The 18,354-nt window shown below is 64.5% G+C and carries 11 protein-coding genes; 2 read left to right on the top strand and 9 right to left on the bottom strand.

Features of this window, described 5'->3' with window-relative positions; all coding sequences use genetic code 11:
• Position 1: 1 nt before the first annotated feature.
• From ACN4E0_RS05595 to ACN4E0_RS05580, 4 genes are all read right to left on the bottom strand, one after another.
• A complete protein-coding gene (locus tag ACN4E0_RS05595) occupies positions 2-874 on the bottom strand; it encodes a hypothetical protein (protein WP_419566478.1) in 873 nt (290 codons plus the stop codon).
• Between the two features lie 102 nt (positions 875-976).
• A complete protein-coding gene (locus tag ACN4E0_RS05590) occupies positions 977-2,533 on the bottom strand; it encodes a class I adenylate-forming enzyme family protein (protein ID WP_419566476.1) in 1,557 nt (518 codons plus the stop codon).
• A 31-nt stretch (positions 2,534-2,564) separates the two neighbouring features.
• Entirely contained in the window at positions 2,565-3,269 is a 705-nt protein-coding gene (locus ACN4E0_RS05585) for a ZIP family metal transporter (RefSeq protein WP_419566475.1), read from the bottom strand.
• A complete protein-coding gene (locus ACN4E0_RS05580) occupies positions 3,263-4,648 on the bottom strand; it encodes an L-serine ammonia-lyase (RefSeq protein ID WP_419566473.1) in 1,386 nt (461 codons plus the stop codon). Before ACN4E0_RS05580 ends, ACN4E0_RS05585 begins: the two co-directional genes overlap by 7 nt.
• A gap of 76 nt (positions 4,649-4,724) precedes the next feature.
• Between ACN4E0_RS05580 and ACN4E0_RS05575 the strand changes: the two genes are divergently transcribed.
• Together ACN4E0_RS05575 and gyrB are read left to right on the top strand one after the other, a co-directional pair.
• A complete protein-coding gene (locus ACN4E0_RS05575) occupies positions 4,725-5,534 on the top strand; it encodes a PIG-L deacetylase family protein (RefSeq protein WP_419566511.1) in 810 nt (269 codons plus the stop codon).
• Positions 5,535-5,616: 82 nt separating this feature from the next.
• A complete protein-coding gene (gene gyrB / locus ACN4E0_RS05570) occupies positions 5,617-8,136 on the top strand; it encodes a DNA topoisomerase (ATP-hydrolyzing) subunit B (RefSeq protein WP_419566472.1) in 2,520 nt (839 codons plus the stop codon).
• Between the two features lie 131 nt (positions 8,137-8,267).
• On the opposite strand, the gene ACN4E0_RS05565 is transcribed toward gyrB, so the two are convergent.
• The 5 genes from ACN4E0_RS05565 to ACN4E0_RS05545 all read right to left on the bottom strand — a co-directional run bounded on the left by ACN4E0_RS05565 (position 8,268) and on the right by ACN4E0_RS05545 (position 18,335).
• Positions 8,268-9,326: a CoA transferase gene (locus tag ACN4E0_RS05565; RefSeq protein WP_419566510.1), complete on the bottom strand. Its 1,059-nt coding sequence runs from the start codon at positions 9,324-9,326 to the stop codon at positions 8,268-8,270.
• A complete protein-coding gene (locus tag ACN4E0_RS05560; protein ID WP_419566470.1) occupies positions 9,292-12,900 on the bottom strand; it encodes a hydantoinase B/oxoprolinase family protein in 3,609 nt (1,202 codons plus the stop codon). The genes ACN4E0_RS05565 and ACN4E0_RS05560 overlap by 35 nt, the downstream gene beginning before the upstream one ends.
• Entirely contained in the window at positions 12,893-13,393 is a 501-nt protein-coding gene (locus tag ACN4E0_RS05555; RefSeq protein WP_419566468.1) for a hypothetical protein, read from the bottom strand. Before ACN4E0_RS05555 ends, ACN4E0_RS05560 begins: the two co-directional genes overlap by 8 nt.
• 306 nt (positions 13,394-13,699) lie before the next feature.
• Positions 13,700-15,136 carry an efflux transporter outer membrane subunit gene (locus ACN4E0_RS05550; protein WP_419566467.1) on the bottom strand — a complete coding sequence of 479 codons (1,437 nt, stop codon included), beginning with the start codon at positions 15,134-15,136 and terminating at the stop codon, positions 13,700-13,702.
• A 10-nt stretch (positions 15,137-15,146) separates the two neighbouring features.
• Complete coding sequence (locus tag ACN4E0_RS05545; protein WP_419566465.1) at positions 15,147-18,335, bottom strand: efflux RND transporter permease subunit; 3,189 nt, start codon at positions 18,333-18,335, stop codon at positions 15,147-15,149.
• Positions 18,336-18,354: the final 19 nt, after the last annotated feature.

Here is an 18,354-nt window from a genome sequence, read left to right as displayed (position 1 = left end):
CCTACTTCTTCATCGCTATCGACCAGCGACCGTTGTTGATATCGGCCTTGCCGTCGTCGGTCAGCTTGAAGTTCGTGCCCTCGGTCACGTAGAACCGGAGTTCGTCATGCTGTGCGCGTGACAGGAAGGTGACGGTCGCGAAATCGCCGCTGTCGTCGACCGTATAGGTGACGTCCGACTGCGCGAAGACAGAGGGATCGGCGAAGTCATAGACCCGCCCGGTGCCGCGCCCGAACCCGTCCTCGCCCGGCTTGAGATCGAAGCTCACGCCGATCTGCTGGCCGTTCTGCGAATAGACCGAACCGCTGCGCTTGAGCGGCTGGGTCGCCTTCCAGCTTCCAGCGAAGCCCCGGCGCGCTGCGGCCAGGCGCTCGGCCGCCTTCTTCTCGGCATCGGCGGCTTCGCGTTTCTCGTCCTCGATCGCCTGTTTCTCCTCGGCCGAGCCTTCGACGATGTAATCGGTGAAGCTCGACAGCGGGCGACCCTTGCGATTGCGCACCTGCAGCTTTTCGATGCGCACGTTCCAGTCCTCGTCACCGATCGGTTCGGAGCGCGTGAACAGCACGGCGGGATATTCGGTACCCTTTTCGGCTACGACCTTGACCACCGGACGGTCGCCGATCCGGTCGACCATTTCGGCGAAGTCTTCCTCGAGCACCAGGTCGAGATTGGCGCGCGTGCGATAGACCGGCTCGATCTCGTCGCCGACATTCTGCGCGGCGACGATTTCGATGTCTTCGGCATCGATCCCCTCGTCCAATTCCATTTCGAGAAATCCGGAAATGTCCCCCTCGTCCGGCCCCTCGAAAGACTTGCCACAGGCAGATAATGCCAAGGTCGTCACGGCAGCCACAAGCACACGGCTATACTTCATTCTTGCCCCCACGGATTGTTGAAAGAGCGCGACCCTTTCGCTGACCCGATGGGTTTACTTATTAGCAAAATAGAACGGGGCGCAACCCCCGGGGGATTCATCTCAATCCGGCAGGCCGCGGCGCGCCGCTTCTTCGCGAAGGTCGGTCTTGAGCAGCTTGCCGATATGGCTGCGCGGCATTTCCTCGACCGCGTGGAGTTGCGCGAGCCGCTGGGTCTTGCCCAGCCGCGCATTGACCGCGGCACGGATTTCCTCGCAGTCGCGGCTCCCAGCCCTCAGCGTCACGAAGCCGACAGGCGTCTCCCCCCAACGCTCGCTCGGCACGCCGATCACCGCCGCCTCGATCACCTCGGCTTCCTTGACGAGCTCGTCCTCGAGATCGACCGGGAAGATGTTGAACCCGCCCGAGATGATCATGTCCTTGGCGCGCCCGACCAGTTCGACGAAGCCTTCCGCATCGACCCGGCCGATATCGCCCATGCGCTGCCACACCTCGCCCGTTTCGGGATCGGTCCAGTAGCCTTCGCGCGTCTTTTCCGGCTGGTTCTTGTAGCCCATCATCATCGTCTGGCTGCGCCCGATGAGGTTGCCCGGGGTACCCGGCGCCACCGGCCGGTCCTCGTCGTCGAGCACCTTCAGCTCGCTGCCCGGCGCGGGGCGACCGACCGTGTGCAGCTTGTCGGGGAACTTGTGCGCCTCGAGCAGGCAGACCACCCCGCCCTCGGTCATCGAGTAGATCTCGATCAGCGCGCCCGGCATGCGGTCGAGCACCTCGCGCTTGAGGTCGGCGGGGAAGGGTGCCGAGGTGCAATATTTGATCTGCAGCGCGGACAGGTCGAATTCGTCGAAGCGCGGCTCCTGCATCAGGCGGCGATATTGCACCGGCACCAGCATCGTCACCGTGGTCCTGTCGGCCTGCGCATATTCGAGCCAGCGCAGGCAATCGAATTTGCGCATCACCCGGACCGTCCCCCCTGCGAGCAACGGCGGGAGGAATGCGACCATGGTGGTATTCGAATAGAGCGGGGTCGAGGCGAGGCTGCGCGCGGGCAGGCCGTTTTCGAGCCAGCTGGCGGCGGTCGCCGCGAATTGCCGCCAGCGCATCTGGTGCGAATGGACGATGCCCTTGGGCACGCCGGTGGTCCCGCTCGAATAGATGATGTTGAAGGGATCGCCCGGCTGCGGCTCGAAGGCGGGCGCCTGCGTGCCTTCCGGCGCCATCCAGCCCTCGAGCTCCTCGTCGAGCACGATACGCGTCATCCCCGGAAAGCAGTCCTCGCCCAGTTCGGTCAGTTTGGCGCGGTCGAGGAAGATGTGTTTGGCACCCGAATCGCCGGCCATCCCCGCCAGCTGTTCCGGGCTGGCGCTGGTCGTCAGGGGCGCGGCCACGCCGCCCGCGCGCACAGCGGCGAGGAACACCAGCGCATAGGGGATCGACGAATAGCCGAGGATCGCGACCGACTGACCCCGCGCGAGCCCGTCCTCGAGCAGCCGCGCGGCGATCCGCTCGACCCGGTCGCCGAGCTCCGCCCAGCTGATCTCGCCTTCGTCGTCGCGCATTGCGGGGCGATCACCCAGCCCTGCAGCGTTGGCGGCGAGGATTTGCGGAAAATTGCCGAAAGGCTCGGCCAGCGCGGCGGTGGTCTGTGTCTCTCCCATGGGCGCACCCTATCGCCGCACGCCCGCCTGTCTAGCCGCCGGAGAGACTACCGAGCGAAAAGGCGAGGATGACCCCGAGCGCGGTGGCAATGCCCGCCCAACGCTGGTCTTCCCGGAATGCCTGCGGGAACACCTCGGTGGCGAGGCTGGCGACGACCGCGCCTGCGGCGAAGCAGCGGATCACCGCCAGCGTCCCCTCGCCGACGCCCTCGAGCGCGAGATTGCCAATGATCGCGGCGGCCGAGAGGATGATCGCGGTGCCCGCCCACAGCGCCATGACCTTGCCCTTCGACCGACCGTTTTCGGTCATTTCGCGCGCACCGCCGGCGGCTTCGGGCAGGTTGGAAAGAAGGATCGACCCTGCGAGCGCGGCGACTTCCATGCCGCTCGCACCGATCAGCGCGACGCCGAGCGCGAGGTTTTCGGGAATGCCGTCGAGCGTGATTGCTGCGAGCAGCCCGCCACCGCCTTCGCTGCCCCATTTCTCGTTGATCCAGTAGTCGCAGACCGCGAACACCAAGGCGCCTGCGCCGACACCGAGCATGGCGTGGAACACGCTGCTCTTGTCGATCGACGGCTCGATCAGCTCGCTGGTTACCGAGAGCAGCAGCGCACCGCCGGCGAGCGCGACGAGGAATCCCTCGATATGTTTGGGAAGCTTGCCATAGATGCCCCAGGCTGCGCCGACCACCAATGCGCCCGACACCACCAGCACGACGGCGAGCAGCATCAGCATTCGATCACATTGACCGCCAGCCCGCCCTGGCTGGTTTCCTTGTACTTGTTGCTCATGTCGAGCCCGGTCTGGCGCATGGTCTCGATCACCTGATCAAGCGTGACCAGGCTTTCCGCCCCGGTCCGGTGGAGCGCGAGCCGTGCGGCGTTGACCGCCTTGACCGCGCCGATGGCATTGCGCTCGATGCAGGGCACCTGCACCAGCCCGCCTACGGGATCGCAGGTCAGGCCGAGATTGTGCTCCATCCCGATCTCCGCCGCCGAGGCGACCTGGACCGGCGAGGCGCCCCACAGCGCGGCAAGCCCGCCGGCGGCCATCGAACAGGCCACCCCGACCTCGCCCTGACAGCCCATCTCCGCGCCCGAGATGCTGGCGCGCTGCTTGTAGAGCAGGCCGATCGCGCCCGCCGTGAGCAGGAAGGTGCGGCGGCTGTCGCGACAGGGGCTCTCATCGGCGGTCACGCAGTAGAAACGGATGACCGCCGGGATGATCCCGGCCGCGCCATTGGTCGGTGCGGTGACCACGCGGCCCCCGGCGGCGTTCTCCTCGTTCACCGCCATCGCGAAGCAGTTGAGCCAGTCGAACAATTGCTCGCGCTCGTTCGATTGCGGATTGGCGGAGAGCTTGTCCCACAGGTCGGGCGCGCGGCGCGCAACCTTCAACCCGCCCGGCAGAATCCCGCGCTGCGTGAGGCCGCGATCGATACACTGGTCCATCGCCTGCGCGACCCGGTCGATCCCGGCGAGCGTCGTGTCGCGCGGACGGAAGGCATCCTCGTTCGCCAGGATGAGGTCGGCGATCGACAATCCCGTCTCCGCGCAGGCGGCCAGCAATTCCTCCGCCGAGCCGAAGTCATGCGGCACCGGCGTGCCCGTATTGATGCGGTCGTCCTTGGGCTTGCGTGTGAGCTGCGCTTCCGACGCCACGAAACCGCCGCCGGTCGAATAATAGGTCCGCTCCGAAAGGACCTCGCCCGCAGCATCGAAGGCGGTCAGTTTCATGCCGTTGGGGTGAAGCTCGGGAATGATATGCCCGGCCAGATCGATCTCGGCGGCGGGGTCGAAGGCGATCTCGCGATTGCCGCCCAGCGCCAGCCGCCTTTCCTCGCGCACCGCTGCGAGCGCGGCCCCCGCTTCATCGGGACAGGTCTTGTCGGGCGCAAAGCCCATCAGGCCGAGGATAGAGGCGTCGACTGTGCCGTGCCCCACGCCGGTGAGCGCCAGCGACCCCTGCAGTTCGACCGCCACGCGCGCGGTTCGCTCGAGCTTGCCCGACTTGGCGAGCGCGCGCACGAAAGTCCGCGCGATGCGCATCGGGCCGACCGTGTGCGAAGACGAGGGACCGATCCCGATCCGGAAGATGTCGAGCACCGAAAGCATGGCCCCCGAATGGGCTTGCCGCAGGCGCGGGTCAATGTAGTTTCCCCTGAAACCCGTGAGAGGAGGGGACGTGATCATGCTTCGAAAAGCGCTGGCGCTGCTGGCTTTTTCCACGAGCGCACTTGGCGCTTCCGCTGGCTTCGGTCAGGACGCGGGACCAGCTTCCGAGCGCGTCCTCGTAGTGCTGGCGCACCCGGACGACGAACTGGTCATGGCCCCCGCGATCGCCCGGGCGGTGCGCGAGGGCGCGGCCTTGACCGTGGTCTACGCCACCAGCGGCGACGTCGGCCCGGGCGTTTCGGGCATGGAGCCCGGACCGGAGCTGGCCGCGGTGCGCGAGGACGAGGCGCGCTGCTCGATCGACGCGCTTGGCGGTGGCGACCTCCGGTTTCTGCAACTGGGCGACGGGCAGCTCGCCACCCAGGCCCAGCAACCCGGCAGCGCCGCACGCCGGCTGGCCAGTGCCGTCGATGCGCTGCTCGACGGAGAGGACTTTGCGCGAATCCTGACCTGGGGGCCCGACGGCGGCTACGGGCATCCCGATCACCGCATGGTCCACGCCGTGGTCTCCGAGCGGGTGCAGGCCAGGGGCGAGGATCGTCCGCTCCTGCTCTATCCGGGCATCGCCGCGGGGACCTTGCCCGATATCCCGCAGATGCAGGCGTGGGCGGCGACGGCGGCGGACCTGCTGCCGGTCTCCTACGCTTACGAAGCCGCCGATCTCGACCGCGCGCGCAAGGCGACCGACTGCCATTCGACGCAGTTCAGCGCCGAAGAACGCGCCGCGCTGACCGACCTGTTCGACCAGACGATCTGGCGCGGATCGGTCCATTTCCGGCCGGCCTTCGCACCCTCGGCAGCCCCGGGAGAGCCGAGCGGGGACTGACGCCGCGGCCAAGCGGTGGAAAACGGCCGCGAAGGGGGTCTGAAAGCTTGGGATTCGCGTCCTCGAAGCCTATATGCTCGTCATGGACGATACCCCTGAGAATACGGGCGCTGCAGCGCCGAAAAAGAACGGTTACGGCGCGGATTCGATCAAGGTCCTTAAGGGCCTCGATGCGGTCCGCAAGCGCCCCGGCATGTATATCGGCGATACCGACGACGGATCGGGCCTCCACCACATGGTGTTCGAGGTGTCGGACAACGCCATCGACGAAGCGCTGGCGGGGCATTGCGACCTCGTCCTGATCGAACTCAACGCCGACGGGTCGGTGAGCGTCGAGGACAATGGCCGCGGCATCCCGGTCGACATGCACAAGGAAGAAGGCGTGTCCGCGGCCGAGGTCATCATGACCCAGCTCCATGCCGGCGGCAAGTTCGAGAACACCAGCGACGACAATGCCTATAAGGTCTCGGGCGGCCTCCACGGCGTCGGCGTCTCGGTGGTCAACGCGCTGTCCGAATGGCTCGAGCTGACCATCTGGCGCGACGGCAAGGAACACTGGATGCGCTTCGAGCACGGCGATGCGGTGGAAAGCCTGCGCGTCGTCGGCGATGCCCCCAAGGTCGAGCAGAACCCCGACGAGGACGGCTTCAAGAAGGGGACGCGCGTCACCTTCAAGGCCTCCGAAGAAACCTTCAAGAACGTCACCGAGTTCGATTTCGAGAAGCTCGAGCACCGCTATCGCGAACTCGCCTTCCTCAATTCGGGTGTGCGCATCCTGCTGCGCGACAAGCGTCACGAGGAGACGCTGGAGCACAACCTCTTCTACGAGGGCGGAATCGCGGCTTTCGTGAAGTATCTCGACCGCAACAAGCAGGCGCTGGTGGCGGAGCCCATCTCGGTCAGCGCGGAGAAGGACGGCATCGGCATCGACGTCGCGCTCGAATGGAACGACAGCTATTACGAGAACGTCCTGTGCTTCACCAACAACATCCCGCAGCGTGACGGCGGCACCCACCTTGCTGCCTTCCGCACCGCGCTGACCCGCACGCTCAACAATTATGCCGCCGCGAGCGGCCTGATGAAGAAGGAAAAGGTCAGCCTGTCGGGCGAGGACATGCGCGAAGGCCTGACCGCGATCGTCTCGGTCAAGCTGCCCGACCCGAAGTTCGGCTCGCAGACCAAGGACAAGCTGGTCTCTTCCGAGGTCCGCCAGCCGCTCGAATCGCTGATGGGCGAGAAGATGACCGAGTGGCTCGAGGAAAATCCCAACGACGCCAAGCAGATCATCCAGAAGGTGATCGACGCCGCGGCCGCCCGCGAGGCTGCCCGCCGGGCGCGCGAGATGAGCCGCAAGGGCGCGATGAGCATCGCCTCGCTCCCCGGCAAGCTCGCCGACTGCCAGGACCGCAATCCCGAGAATTGCGAACTCTTCCTGGTCGAGGGCGATTCGGCAGGCGGATCGGCCAAGCAGGGCCGCGACCGCAAGACGCAGGCGATCCTGCCGCTCAAGGGCAAGATCCTCAACGTCGAGCGCGCGCGTTTCGACCGGATCATCGGCTCGAAGGAAGTCGGCACGCTGATCCAGGCGATGGGCACCGGTCTGCGCGACGAATTCAACCTCGAAAAGCTGCGCTACCACAAGATCGTGATCATGACCGACGCCGACGTCGACGGCGCGCATATCCGCACGCTGCTGCTCACCTTCTTCCATCGGCAGATGCCCGAGATCGTCAAGGCCGGGCACCTCTTCATCGCCCAGCCGCCGCTCTACAAGGTGGCCCGCGGCAAGAGCGAGGTCTATCTCAAGGACCAGGCCGCCTACGACCGCTATCTGATCGCGCAGGGGCTCGACGGACGGGTGCTCGAATCGCAGGGCGGCGCGGCGCGCGGCGGCGGCGAACTCGAGGCGCTCGTCGAACACGGGTTGCGGATGCGCAATCTGCTCGGTTTCGTGCCGCGCAAGTACAAGACCGACCTGATCGAGGCGCTGGCGCTGACCGGCGCGCTCGACCCGGCGGGCGATCGCCCGGCGGCGCTCGAGAGGACGGCGGCGCACCTCCAGATGGGCGATCCCGAAGCGCGCTGGAGCGCCGCGATCGGCGAAGACGGCAAGGTCCGTCTCAGCCGCGTATGGCGGGGCGTCACCGACGTCCACGAGATCGACCCGGCCTTCCTCGAGAGCGCCGAGGCGCGCAAGCTGCACCGCATCGCGCAGGACTTCGCCGACGTCTACACCTCGCCCGTGCGCCTGGTGCGCAGCGGGACGGAGGTCGGGCACGACGAGGCCGAGGACGGCGACAGCGAGGACACCGCGATCCTCTCGGACGATGCGATCACCCTGCCGACCCAGCTGCTCGAGGCGGTCATGGCCGCGGGACGCAAGGGCCAGAAGATCCAGCGCTACAAGGGTCTCGGCGAGATGAATGCCGAACAGTTGTGGGAGACCACGCTCGATCCCGACAACCGCGCGCTGCTGCAGGTCAAGGTCGAGGATGCCGACGTCACCGACGAGATCTTTACCCGGCTGATGGGCGACGTGGTCGAACCGCGCCGCGAATTCATCCAGGACAACGCGCTCAACGTGGCCAATCTGGACGTGTGACCGGATCGGGAAACAAGCGATCGACTCTTTCGAAAGCGATTGTCCGTTTCAACCGAAGCGTCCGAGATCGGCAAGGAGCGGTGAGCAGGCGAGTTGTCGAGCTGGTCGGGCCGATGCCCTTCCCGCGCGCACTATCGACGTGATCCTTTGGACAACCCACTCAACAGGGAGAGGGATGCCATGTCGATTGCGCCATTGCCTGCCCGCTTATGCCAGACGAACAAAAGGGCGATGGCCGCGATCCAGAAAAGCCCGATCGAGAACCCCATGATCGCTGGATTGAGGTTGTTTGCCGATTCCAGCAGGGCGATGGACTTCAAGAACACGATCAATAGGCACAGGCCCGAGAGTAAGCCTATGGCACTCGAGGACCGCATGGGTGGCCGGGCAAGGATGAAGGCCAGGGCGCCGGAAACCGGGACGAGCAGACCCCACAATATTCTCGAATAGGCAACGCTCCGCGAAATCAGCTTGTCGCCGACAAGAAGGCTATGAAGCGTTGCCTGACGCAGGCTCCGCGTTTCAGATGAAGGCCGGTCGACATGCTTGCGCGCGCCGGGAAGACGAAACGTGAGATTGGTGAAGCTCATCACGCCCCGCCGCGCATTATCGATTACCTCGCGTTCGGCGGCGAGCGGAGTGAACGCGCCATGGGCACCGGCCAACAGGTCCCATGCGGGCAGGACATGGTTGACGGGGCGATCATCCTCCGAAGGACCGGTCATCGCGGGAAGGCCGACGCTGGCATTGATGGTGTAATCGACACCGGAACGGCCATCGGACCAACCCATGATGCGCAGGCAGATCAGGTCCTTGCGCATCACGCGAAGCATCTCATAGGCAAGAAAACCCCGATGCGGGAAGTTGGTAACGAACAGGCCGTCGCCACCGGTCGCGCTACGCTGTGCGAGTTCGCGACCCTCCTGCGAACGCAAGTCGATGGCAATCGACTTCTTGCCCTTGTTCAGGCCCTCCCAATAGAGGCTCTCGCCTCCCCTGCGGAGCGGCCAGCGCCGGCTATCCGGTCCGCCGCCGATCAGGTCGAACCGGATGATCCGCGCGCGCATTTGCTGCAGATGCAAGGTGCAGGACGGCCCGGCAATGAAAGCCGCCCCTTCGACCACCGTCAGATTTTCAAAAGCTGGACCATGTCGTCTAGCGGGAACCGAACCCGCCGCCGCCGGGCGTATCGATGATGAACACATCGCCGGGAGCCATCTGGGTACTCTGGGTGGATCCGATTTCCTCGATCGTACCATCGACCCGTTGAACCCGGTTGGAGCCGGGCTCGCCGGGCTGCCCCCCTTCAAGTCCGAACGGGGGAACGCGCCGGCGGTTGGACAGGATGGTGGCGGTCATCGGCTCGAGGAAACGGATACGCCGATGGATGCCGTCGCCTCCGGAAAACTTTCCCTTGCCGCCCGAGCCGCGCCGTATTTCGAAGGCTTCGAGCAATACCGGGAAGCGCCATTCCAGAACTTCGGGATCGGTGATCCTGCTGTTGGTCATGTGTGTGTGCACGGCCGAACTGCCGTCGAAACCGGGACCAGCCCCCGCCCCGCCGCAGATCGTCTCGTAATACTGGCGCCGGTCATCGCCGAAGGTGAAATTGTTCATGGTCCCCTGGGCGGCCGCCATGGCCCCGGTAGCGCCGTAAAGCGCGTCGGTGATGACCTGGCTCGTCTCGACATTGCCCGCGACTACCGCTGCCGGGTAGGCGGGATTGAGGATCGAATTTGCGGGGATCACGATGTCGACCGGCTCCAGGCACCCGTCGTTCATGGGGATATCCTCGTCGATCAGCGTGCGCAGAACGTAAAGGACTGCCGCGTGACATATGGCCGGGGGCGCGTTGAAGTTCGAGGGCTGCTGGGCACTGCTCCCGGAGAAGTCGATCACCGCCCGACGCGCGGTCCGGTCGATGGTAATCGACACGCTGACATGCGATCCGTCATCGAGCTCGTAGGTGAAGGACCCGTCCGGCAAAGCATCGAGCATGCGCCGGACTGCCTCGGCCGCATTGTCCTGGACGTGACGCATGTAGGCCAGCACCACGTCGAGGCCGAAATGATCGACCATCTTTTCAATTTCGGCGGCCCCGCGCGCGCAGGCTGCAACCTGGGCGCGAATGTCGCCGACATTGCGGTCGGGATCCCGGGCAGGATATCGCCCATCGGCCAGTGCCGCGCGGAATTCCCTTTCGCGGAAACGCCCGTTCTCGACGAGCAGGAAACTGTCGAGCAGAATGCCTTCTTCCTCGAGCACCCGGCTGTCCGGGGGCATCGAGCCCGGGGTTTTCCCGCCGATATCGGCGTGGTGTCCGCGTGCCGCGACATAGAAAGAGCAGTCGCCGTGCTTGTCGAACACAGGCATGACCACGGTCAGGTCGGGGAGATGGGTGCCGCCATTGTAGGGATTGTTGACCACATAGACGTCGCCCGGGCGAAGGCCGACAGTGTCCTTTGCCTTGTCGCGAACCGAACGGACACTGTCGCCCATCGACCCCAGATGCACCGGCATGTGCGGCGCGTTCGCGATCAGTTTGCCCGATCCGTCGAACAGCGCACAGGAGAAGTCGAGGCGCTCCTTGATATTGACCGAGAGCGCGGTGTTTTGCAGCGCCTGGCCCATCTGCTCGGCAATTGCCATGAACAGGTTGTTGAAGATCTCGAGCCGGACGGGATCCAAAGCCGTCCCCGACATCGAACTGGAGGCTTCCAGTTTCTCGACGCGGGTCAAGACGAGGTCGCCATTCGCACGACGTTTGGCGGACCAGCCGGGCTCGACCACGATTGTCGAAGTCGAATCGTAGAGTATTGCCGGACCGGGCAACGCCTGCTCGATGGCGACGGCGTCCCGCGGGAGTATGCGTGCGTTGCGTAGCCCTCCTGCCATGAAGCTTTCAACCCGGCGTTCCACGGCGTCAGCGACAGCCTGCCCACCGCTGGCAATGTCTGCCTGCAAAGAAGGCACGATCAGCTCGACCATCGCGGACTCGACCACCACCGCGACCTCGGGAGTGGTGAAGGTGAAGCGTTGCCGGTATTTCGCTTCGAAGGCTGTGCGGATTTCGGCAACCGAACCTTCCGGCACCTCGATGGCGGTATCGGTCCCTGCATAGCGAACCGAAAAACGTCTTTGGAAACGAGCGCGCGCGACATCGAAACCGTCGGTCTCGACATCGGCCTGGCATTCTTCCTGCAGTTCGTCGAGAATGACGCGCGCGGTCTTCAGAACGGTTTCGTCCAGCTCCTGTTCGACAGCACGCTGCCGGACGATACGCTGGTCGGAAAGCCCGATCCCATAGGCAGACAGCACACCGGCCATGGGGTGTATGAGTACATTCCGGATACCGAGTGCATCGGCCACCAGACAGGCGTGTTGCCCGGCAGCGCCCCCGAAACAGGCGAGGGCATAATCTGCCACATCATGCCCCTGGGCGACCGAAATCTTCTTGATCGCATTGGCCATCGAATCGACCGCGATCGCAAGGAAACCCTCGGCCAGCTCCTCGGGCGTCCGTTCGGGAAGACCGGCAGCGCTGATCTCGCTGGCGAGTTGCTCGAACCTTTCGCGCACGACCTGCGGGTCGAACGGCTGGTTTCCTTCGGGTCCGAAAAGACTGGGAAAGCAGTCGGGTTGCAGTTTGCCGAGCATGACGTTGCAGTCGGTGATGGTGAGCGGTCCGCCCCGGCGGTAGCATGCGGGTCCTGGATCGGCGCCAGCCGATTGCGGGCCCACCCGCAGGCGGCTGCCATCGAAGGTGCAGATCGAGCCCCCACCTGCTGCAATCGTATCGATCGACATCATCGGAACGCGCAGCCGGACTCCGGCGACGACGGTCTCGAGCGAGCGTTCGAGTTCGCCTGCGTAATGCGAGACATCGGTAGAAGTGCCCCCCATGTCGAACCCGACAATCTTTTCGAAGCCGGCTGCCCGGCCGGTTTCGACCATTCCCACGATGCCGCCGGCCGGGCCCGAAAGGATGGCGTCGCGGCCGCGGAAATTCGCAGCTCCGACCAGTCCGCCATTCGACTGCATGAACGCCAGCGGGACGTCTTCACCGAGCGCGCTGGCCACTTGCCGGACATAGCGAGACAACACCGGCGACAGGTAGGCATCGACCAGTGTCGTGTCGCCGCGCCCCACGATCTTCATCAGCGGGCTCACCTGGTGGCTCAGGGAAATCTGCGAATAACCGATCTTCGCCGCGATCTCGGCGATCCGCTCTTCGTGGTCGGGAAAGCGATAGCCATGCATGAGGACGATGGCAGCCGCCGTGCAGCCATCTTCAAAGGCCTGCCGAAGCTCCCGTTCGATATGGGCAATATCGAGGGGGACGAGCACATTGCCCTCGACGTCGCACCGCTCGCGCGCTTCGATCACGCGATGCTCGAGGCGGTCCGGCAATCTGATATCGAGATCGAAAAGGCGCGGACGGTGCTGGTAACCGATACGGAGCACGTCGCGAAATCCCCGCGTAACGACGAGAGCAACCTTGTCGCCTTGCCGTTCGAGAAGCGCATTGGTCGCAACGGTCGTACCCATTTTCACCGTTGCGATCCGCTCCGAAGGAATATCGTCTTGCGGCGCCAGCCCCAGCACGTCGCGAATGCCCTGGATGGCTGCGTCCTGATAGCGCTCCGGGTGTGCCGAAAGCAGTTTCCTGGTACTCAGGTCTCCCGAAGGCGAAAGTGCCACAAGGTCGGTGAACGTGCCGCCTCGATCGATCCAGAAATGCCAGCCTGCGGAGCCCTTACCCATTCATCGCATCCTTCTCCTGCAGCTCTTCTTCCGACGCCAGGGCCTTTTCGAACAGGGCCGCCTGGGCCGCGTCGTGATCGGTGTGGAAGCTCCCGGCCGGCGAGGCGGACTCGCGCCGCGCGACACCCGTACGAAGCCCCAGCCCCGACATCTTTGCGATCTCGGAGTGATGCGGTCCTAGCCAGGTTGCGGCACTGTAATTCGAGGGCTCTTCCTGAAGCCAGAGAAACTCATCGACCCCATTTTGGGAAAGTGCCTCGACGATTTCGTACTTGGGCAATGGATAGAGCCGCTCGGGCCTGGACATCCTGCCCCGACAGTCTGACGCTAACGCCAGCCTGCAGAAGCGATCCCATTGCGAAGGCTTCAGCGATTCGGGCTGTTCTTCGATAGGTACGTGAAGCCCGACGTCACTGCGTTGGACGGCCAGAATCAACGCCACGACCTCGGCGTTTCGATCTTTATGGAATTCGATTATCTCGTATGCGGGCATGGTCTTCGCTGGCATGTTCAACCCACGCCCACTCTAGCCGGTCCGACCGACTGCTACAGAATTTTCGAAATTTCCTGCCATGTCCCGCAATCCGCTGGGCCCGTCGCCGGATCGGCTGATCGAACACAGGTCTCGGACGAACAGCAGAATTGAGATCAGCGGTTGGCCAAAGCCGTGTGCGTTGCGACGCCATCGACTTCCGGAGATCAGGCAACCAGCAAAGGCCAAACCAGAAATGCGGAGGTAACGAGGAAGCCGAAAAGGCCGCAAAGCACCGCGTCTCGGTGGCTGTTTCGCAAATGGTTCCTACCCTTCCGCATCGACCGGGCCATCTTCCGGCGACCAACCGCCACCCAGGGCCCGGAAGACATCTATCTGCCGGCGCGAGACCTCGGCATTCTGATCCGCCAGCGTCGCTTGCGTTTCAGCCAACGTCCGTTCGGCATCCAGCGTTTCGAGGGAATTGATCAGACCTTCGCGGTTCTGGGCTCTTACGATCCGGGCCGCATTTTCGGCAGCTCGCACCGCCTTGAACAGGACACGGCGCCTTTCGAGCGAACGCGCATAGTTCGACAGGGCAGTTTCCGCCTCCTGCAGGGCAATCAGCACGGTCCCATCGAATGCGGCCAGCGAACCGGCCGCATCGGCCTCGGCCGCGTCAATGCGCGCATAGACCGGCTCTCGGTTGGGAAATGCCCAGTCGATCAGTGGGCCAAGGAGAAAGCCGAGCGGGCCTCCTGTGAACAGATCGCCCAGATTGGTCGCGTTCGAGCCGATGCTCCCCCCCAGAGTAATGCGCGGGTACAGGTCGGCACGCGCAATACCGATCCTTTCGCGATTGGCCAGGACACGCATTTCGGCTGCGCGCACATCGGGGCGTCTGGCCAGCAAGGTGGCACCGTCACCCACCGGCAGCGGCGTGTCGATTTCCAGCGGAACCTCGCGATCGCCGACGATCGGCGGCAGCTGGGCAGGCGCGCGACCGGTGAGCGTGGCCAGGGCGAACAGCGCCGCCCGACGTTGGGCCTCGATGGCCGGGATCGTAGCCGCACGTTGTTCGCGCAGGGTCTCGATGCGGGAAACAGCCAGCCCATCGGTATAACCCGCATCATGGCGCAAACGGGTGAGCCGCAAGCTGTCATCCAGAAGGGCCACGATCGACTGAGCAATGCGTAGCCGCGCCGCTGCGCTGGCCGCGTCGGCATAGGCACGGGTCGTATCCGCGACGACCATCACCCTGACCGCATCGGCGTCTGCGCGCGCAGCCGCTTCGTCGGCGCGTGCTGCCGCGATACCGCTGCCGACGCGTCCGAACAGGTCCACTTCGTACGCGATATCCGCCCCGATCGAAAATTGGCCCCCGTCACGATCCTGCCCGGGCGAGGTCCCGGCTTCGGGCACGCGTCCATATCCGGCGGAGGCGGTCAGGCCGACCTGCGGCAGGCGATCCGACTGCGCCCCGCGCAGTGCGGCGCGCGCCCGGTCGATGCGCGCCAGGGATTGCCTGATATCCGTGTTCGCCCCCAGCGCATCGGAAACGAGACTGTCGAGGACCGGATCTTGATAGAGGCGCCACCATTCGGCGGGCATTGGCGAGGGGGTGACTGCACCAGCCTCGGCTGAAAGGTAGGGGCCGGATCCCGCCTCGGGAGTTGGGAGAGAGGTAAAGCGGTCCGGCCCCGCCGCGCAGCCCGTCAGGGCGAGCGCGGAGACGGTGGGAAGAAGGAGTTTGTGAAGAGCCATTGGCGATCTCCTATTCGGCCGGCTGCAATTCGGAGCCTGCGTCGTCGGCACTGCTGCGGCGACGAAGCGAAGCCAGCCGGTCGCCCAGGCTGCGGCAGACTACGTAGAACGTCGGCGTGAAGACGAGGCCGAAACCGGTAACGCCGAGCATCCCGAAGCAGACCGCCGTTCCCAGTGCCTGACGCAGCTCCGCGCCTGCGCCGGTTGCGATGACAAGCGGGACCGAGCCGAGGATGAAGGCGAAACTCGTCATCAGGATCGGCCGCAAGCGGGTGCGCGCCGCCTCGACTGCCGCCTCGACCGGAGAGAGCCCGCCGGCCATCTCCCCCTGCCGGGCGAATTCGACGATCAGGATCGCGTTCTTGGCCGATAAAGCGATGAGGACGACCAGGCCGATCTGCGTAAGGACGTTGTTGTCCATCCCCATCAGATTGACCCCGATCATCGCTGCCAGGAGGCACATCGGCACGATCAGGATAATAGCCAGCGGCATGATGAGGCTTTCGTACTGCGCGGCAAGCACCAGGAAGACCAGAAGCACCGCCAGTCCGAAGACATAGATCGCGGTATTGCCGGTACTGGCCTGCTGGAAAGCGATCCCGGTCCATTCGGTCGAATAACCCTGCCGCACGGTTTGGTCCGCAACCTTCTCCATCGTGACCAGCGCCTGTCCGGTCGAGCTCGTCGGCGCGGTATCGCCGTCGATGGCGACGGCGGGAGCAAGATTGTAGCGACTTACGCGATAGGGGCCGGTAGTGTCGGTAAAGGTCGCAAGCGAACCCAGCGGCACCATCGCTCCGCTGTCCGAGCGGGCGTAGAGATTGCCGATGTCGCTGACTTCGTCGCGATATGCTCCTTCCGCCTGTGCGGTGACGCGATAGGTCCGCCCGAGCAGGTTGAAATCATTGATGAACGCGCTCCCGAGATAGACCGAGAGCGTGTCGAAGATGTCGCTCGGAGCGACGCCCAGCATCTGCGCCTTGTCGCGATCGATGTCCGTCCTGACGCGCGGCGTGCCGGTTTCGAAAAAGGTGTAGACCCCGGCCAGACCTTCCTTTTGGTTGGCCTGCGCGATCACGGCATTCGCCACCTCCTGCATCTGGCGATACCCTTGGCCCGAATTGTCCTTCAGCATCATGCGGAAGCCGCCAGCCGAACCGATCCCCTGGATCACGGGCGGCTTGACGATCATCAGGCGTGCTTCGTTGATATCCATGGTCGCCTCCTGCGCCTTGGCGATCAGTTCGTCGATCGAGCGGCCGTTGCCCTGGCGGTTTTCGAAGTCGTCGAGCACCCAGTAGGCGGCGGCAGAGCTGGCCGACTGGGTCTGCGTCGTCCCGTCGAAACCCGACAACATGACCGTTCCGGTGATCCCCTCGATCGGCAGGACGCGCTCGGCGACCTTCTTCATCACCGCGTCGGTGCGCGTCGTGGACGAACCCGGAGGGAGCTGGATGACCGAGACGAAATATCCCTGGTCCTGCTGCGGAATGAAGCCCGTAGGTGTGGCGGCGAGGGTGATACCGGTGAGGCCGATCAATACCGCGTAAGCAAGCATCATGCGCCGCGGCATCGCGACCAGTCGCGCGGTCTGGCGCGCATACCAGTCGCTGAACCGCTCGAAACCGGCATTGAACCTGTCTCCCGCATTTTCGATCACCCTGCGCCAGCGTGGTGCGCTATCGGGCAAATGCACGTGAGGCTTGAGAAGCAGGGCGGAGAGTGCCGGCGAGAGCGTCAGGGAAACGAACAGCGAGATGACCGTCGCTGCCGAGATCGTAACCGCGAACTGCTTGTAGAATTCGCCTGACAGCCCGCCCATGAACAGTGTCGGCACAAAGACGGCACAAAGCACCAACACGATCGCAACCAGTGCCGACCCGACCTCGTCCATCGAGCGCCGGGCGGCTTCCAGCGGGCTGTGACCTTCCTGAAGGTTCCGCTCGACATTCTCCACCACCACGATCGCGTCGTCGACCACGATCCCGATTGCCAGGACCAGCCCGAACAGCGAGAGGTTGTTGAGAGAATAGCCCAGCATCGCCAGCACGGCGAAAGTGCCGACGAGCGAAATCGGAATGGCGAGGACCGGAATGATCGAAGCCCGGGCTTTCTGGAGAAAGACCAGAATGACCAGCACCACGAGCACTACCGCTTCGAGGAGAGTGTGCAGCACCGCGTCGATGCTCTCCGCAATGAATTCCGTGGGGTTGTAAACAATCCGGTATTCAAGTCCTTGCGGGAAATCGGCAGACAATTCTTTCATCAATGCCTTGACCCCTTCCGCCGCGTCGAGCGCATTGGAACCGGGCTTCTGGAAGATTGGGAGGATGACCGAATCCATGTCGTTCAGATATGCAGAGGTCGCGTAATCGGCAGCGCCGATCTCGACGCGCGCAATGTCCTTGACGCGGACCTGACGGCCCTGATCGTCGGTCCGGATCACGACCTCGCCGAACTGCGCCGGGCTGGTGAAACGCCCCTGCGTCTCGACGTTGAGCTGAAAAGCGGCATCGGGGCTCGGCTGTTGTCCCAACACCCCGGCAGCCACCTGGACGTTCTGTGCCCGCAGCGCGCCAACGACGTCGCTGCCCGTCAGCCCGAGGGCCGCGGCGCGGCCAGGATCGATCCAAACCCGCATCGCCAGTTCACGCTGGCCGAACAGCTGGGCGTCGCCGATACCTTCGAGGCGTGCGATACGGTCCTTGATCCGGGTCTGCGCGTAATTGGAGATGTACTCGCGGTCGAGCGACCCGTCGGGTGAAATCAGGTTCACCACCATCAGGAAGTCGGGCGTTGTTTTGCGCGTGACGACACCCAGTCGTCGGACTGCTTCAGGCAGCCGCGCTTCAGCGATCGCCACGCGGTTCTGGACCAGCACCTGCGCCTCGTCGAGGTCGGTCCCGGGTGCGAAAGTAACGGTGATCGTCATCCGCCCGTCGCCGGTGGATTCACTCGACTGGTAGAGCATCCCGTCGACCCCGTTGATCTCCTGTTCGATCGGATTGGCGACTGTGTCCGCGACGGTTTCCGCCGAGGCGCCGGGATAGACCGCGGTTACAGTGACCGTGGGCGGGACGATGTCGGGATACTGGCTGACCGGCAGGAAGAAATAGGAGATCGCGCCGACGAGCGTCACCAGAACCGCAAGGACGCTGGCGAAGATCGGTCGATCGATGAAGAAACGGGAAACGTTCATGGACGCACTCCGGGCGTGA

This window comes from Qipengyuania sp. (assembly GCF_048550555.1).
Classification (GTDB): domain Bacteria; phylum Pseudomonadota; class Alphaproteobacteria; order Sphingomonadales; family Sphingomonadaceae; genus Qipengyuania.
This window is presented reverse-complemented; position numbering and strand designations above follow the sequence as displayed.

Bases quoted from the DNA above. Each gene is read 5' to 3' on its own strand.
- ACN4E0_RS05595 (WP_419566478.1), bottom strand. From the start codon at position 874: ATGAAGTATAGCCGTGTGCTTGTGGCTGCCGTGACGACCTTGGCATTA.
- ACN4E0_RS05590 (WP_419566476.1), bottom strand. From the start codon at position 2,533: ATGGGAGAGACACAGACCACCGCCGCGCTGGCCGAGCCTTTCGGCAAT.
- ACN4E0_RS05585 (WP_419566475.1), bottom strand. From the start codon at position 3,269: ATGCTGATGCTGCTCGCCGTCGTGCTGGTGGTGTCGGGCGCATTGGTG.
- ACN4E0_RS05580 (WP_419566473.1), bottom strand. From the start codon at position 4,648: ATGCTTTCGGTGCTCGACATCTTCCGGATCGGGATCGGTCCCTCGTCT.
- ACN4E0_RS05575 (WP_419566511.1), top strand. From the start codon at position 4,725: ATGCTTCGAAAAGCGCTGGCGCTGCTGGCTTTTTCCACGAGCGCACTT.
- gyrB (WP_419566472.1), top strand. From the start codon at position 5,617: ATGGACGATACCCCTGAGAATACGGGCGCTGCAGCGCCGAAAAAGAAC.
- ACN4E0_RS05560 (WP_419566470.1), bottom strand. From the start codon at position 12,900: ATGGGTAAGGGCTCCGCAGGCTGGCATTTCTGGATCGATCGAGGCGGC.
- ACN4E0_RS05555 (WP_419566468.1), bottom strand. From the start codon at position 13,393: ATGCCCGCATACGAGATAATCGAATTCCATAAAGATCGAAACGCCGAG.
- ACN4E0_RS05550 (WP_419566467.1), bottom strand. From the start codon at position 15,136: ATGGCTCTTCACAAACTCCTTCTTCCCACCGTCTCCGCGCTCGCCCTG.
- ACN4E0_RS05545 (WP_419566465.1), bottom strand. From the start codon at position 18,335: ATGAACGTTTCCCGTTTCTTCATCGATCGACCGATCTTCGCCAGCGTC.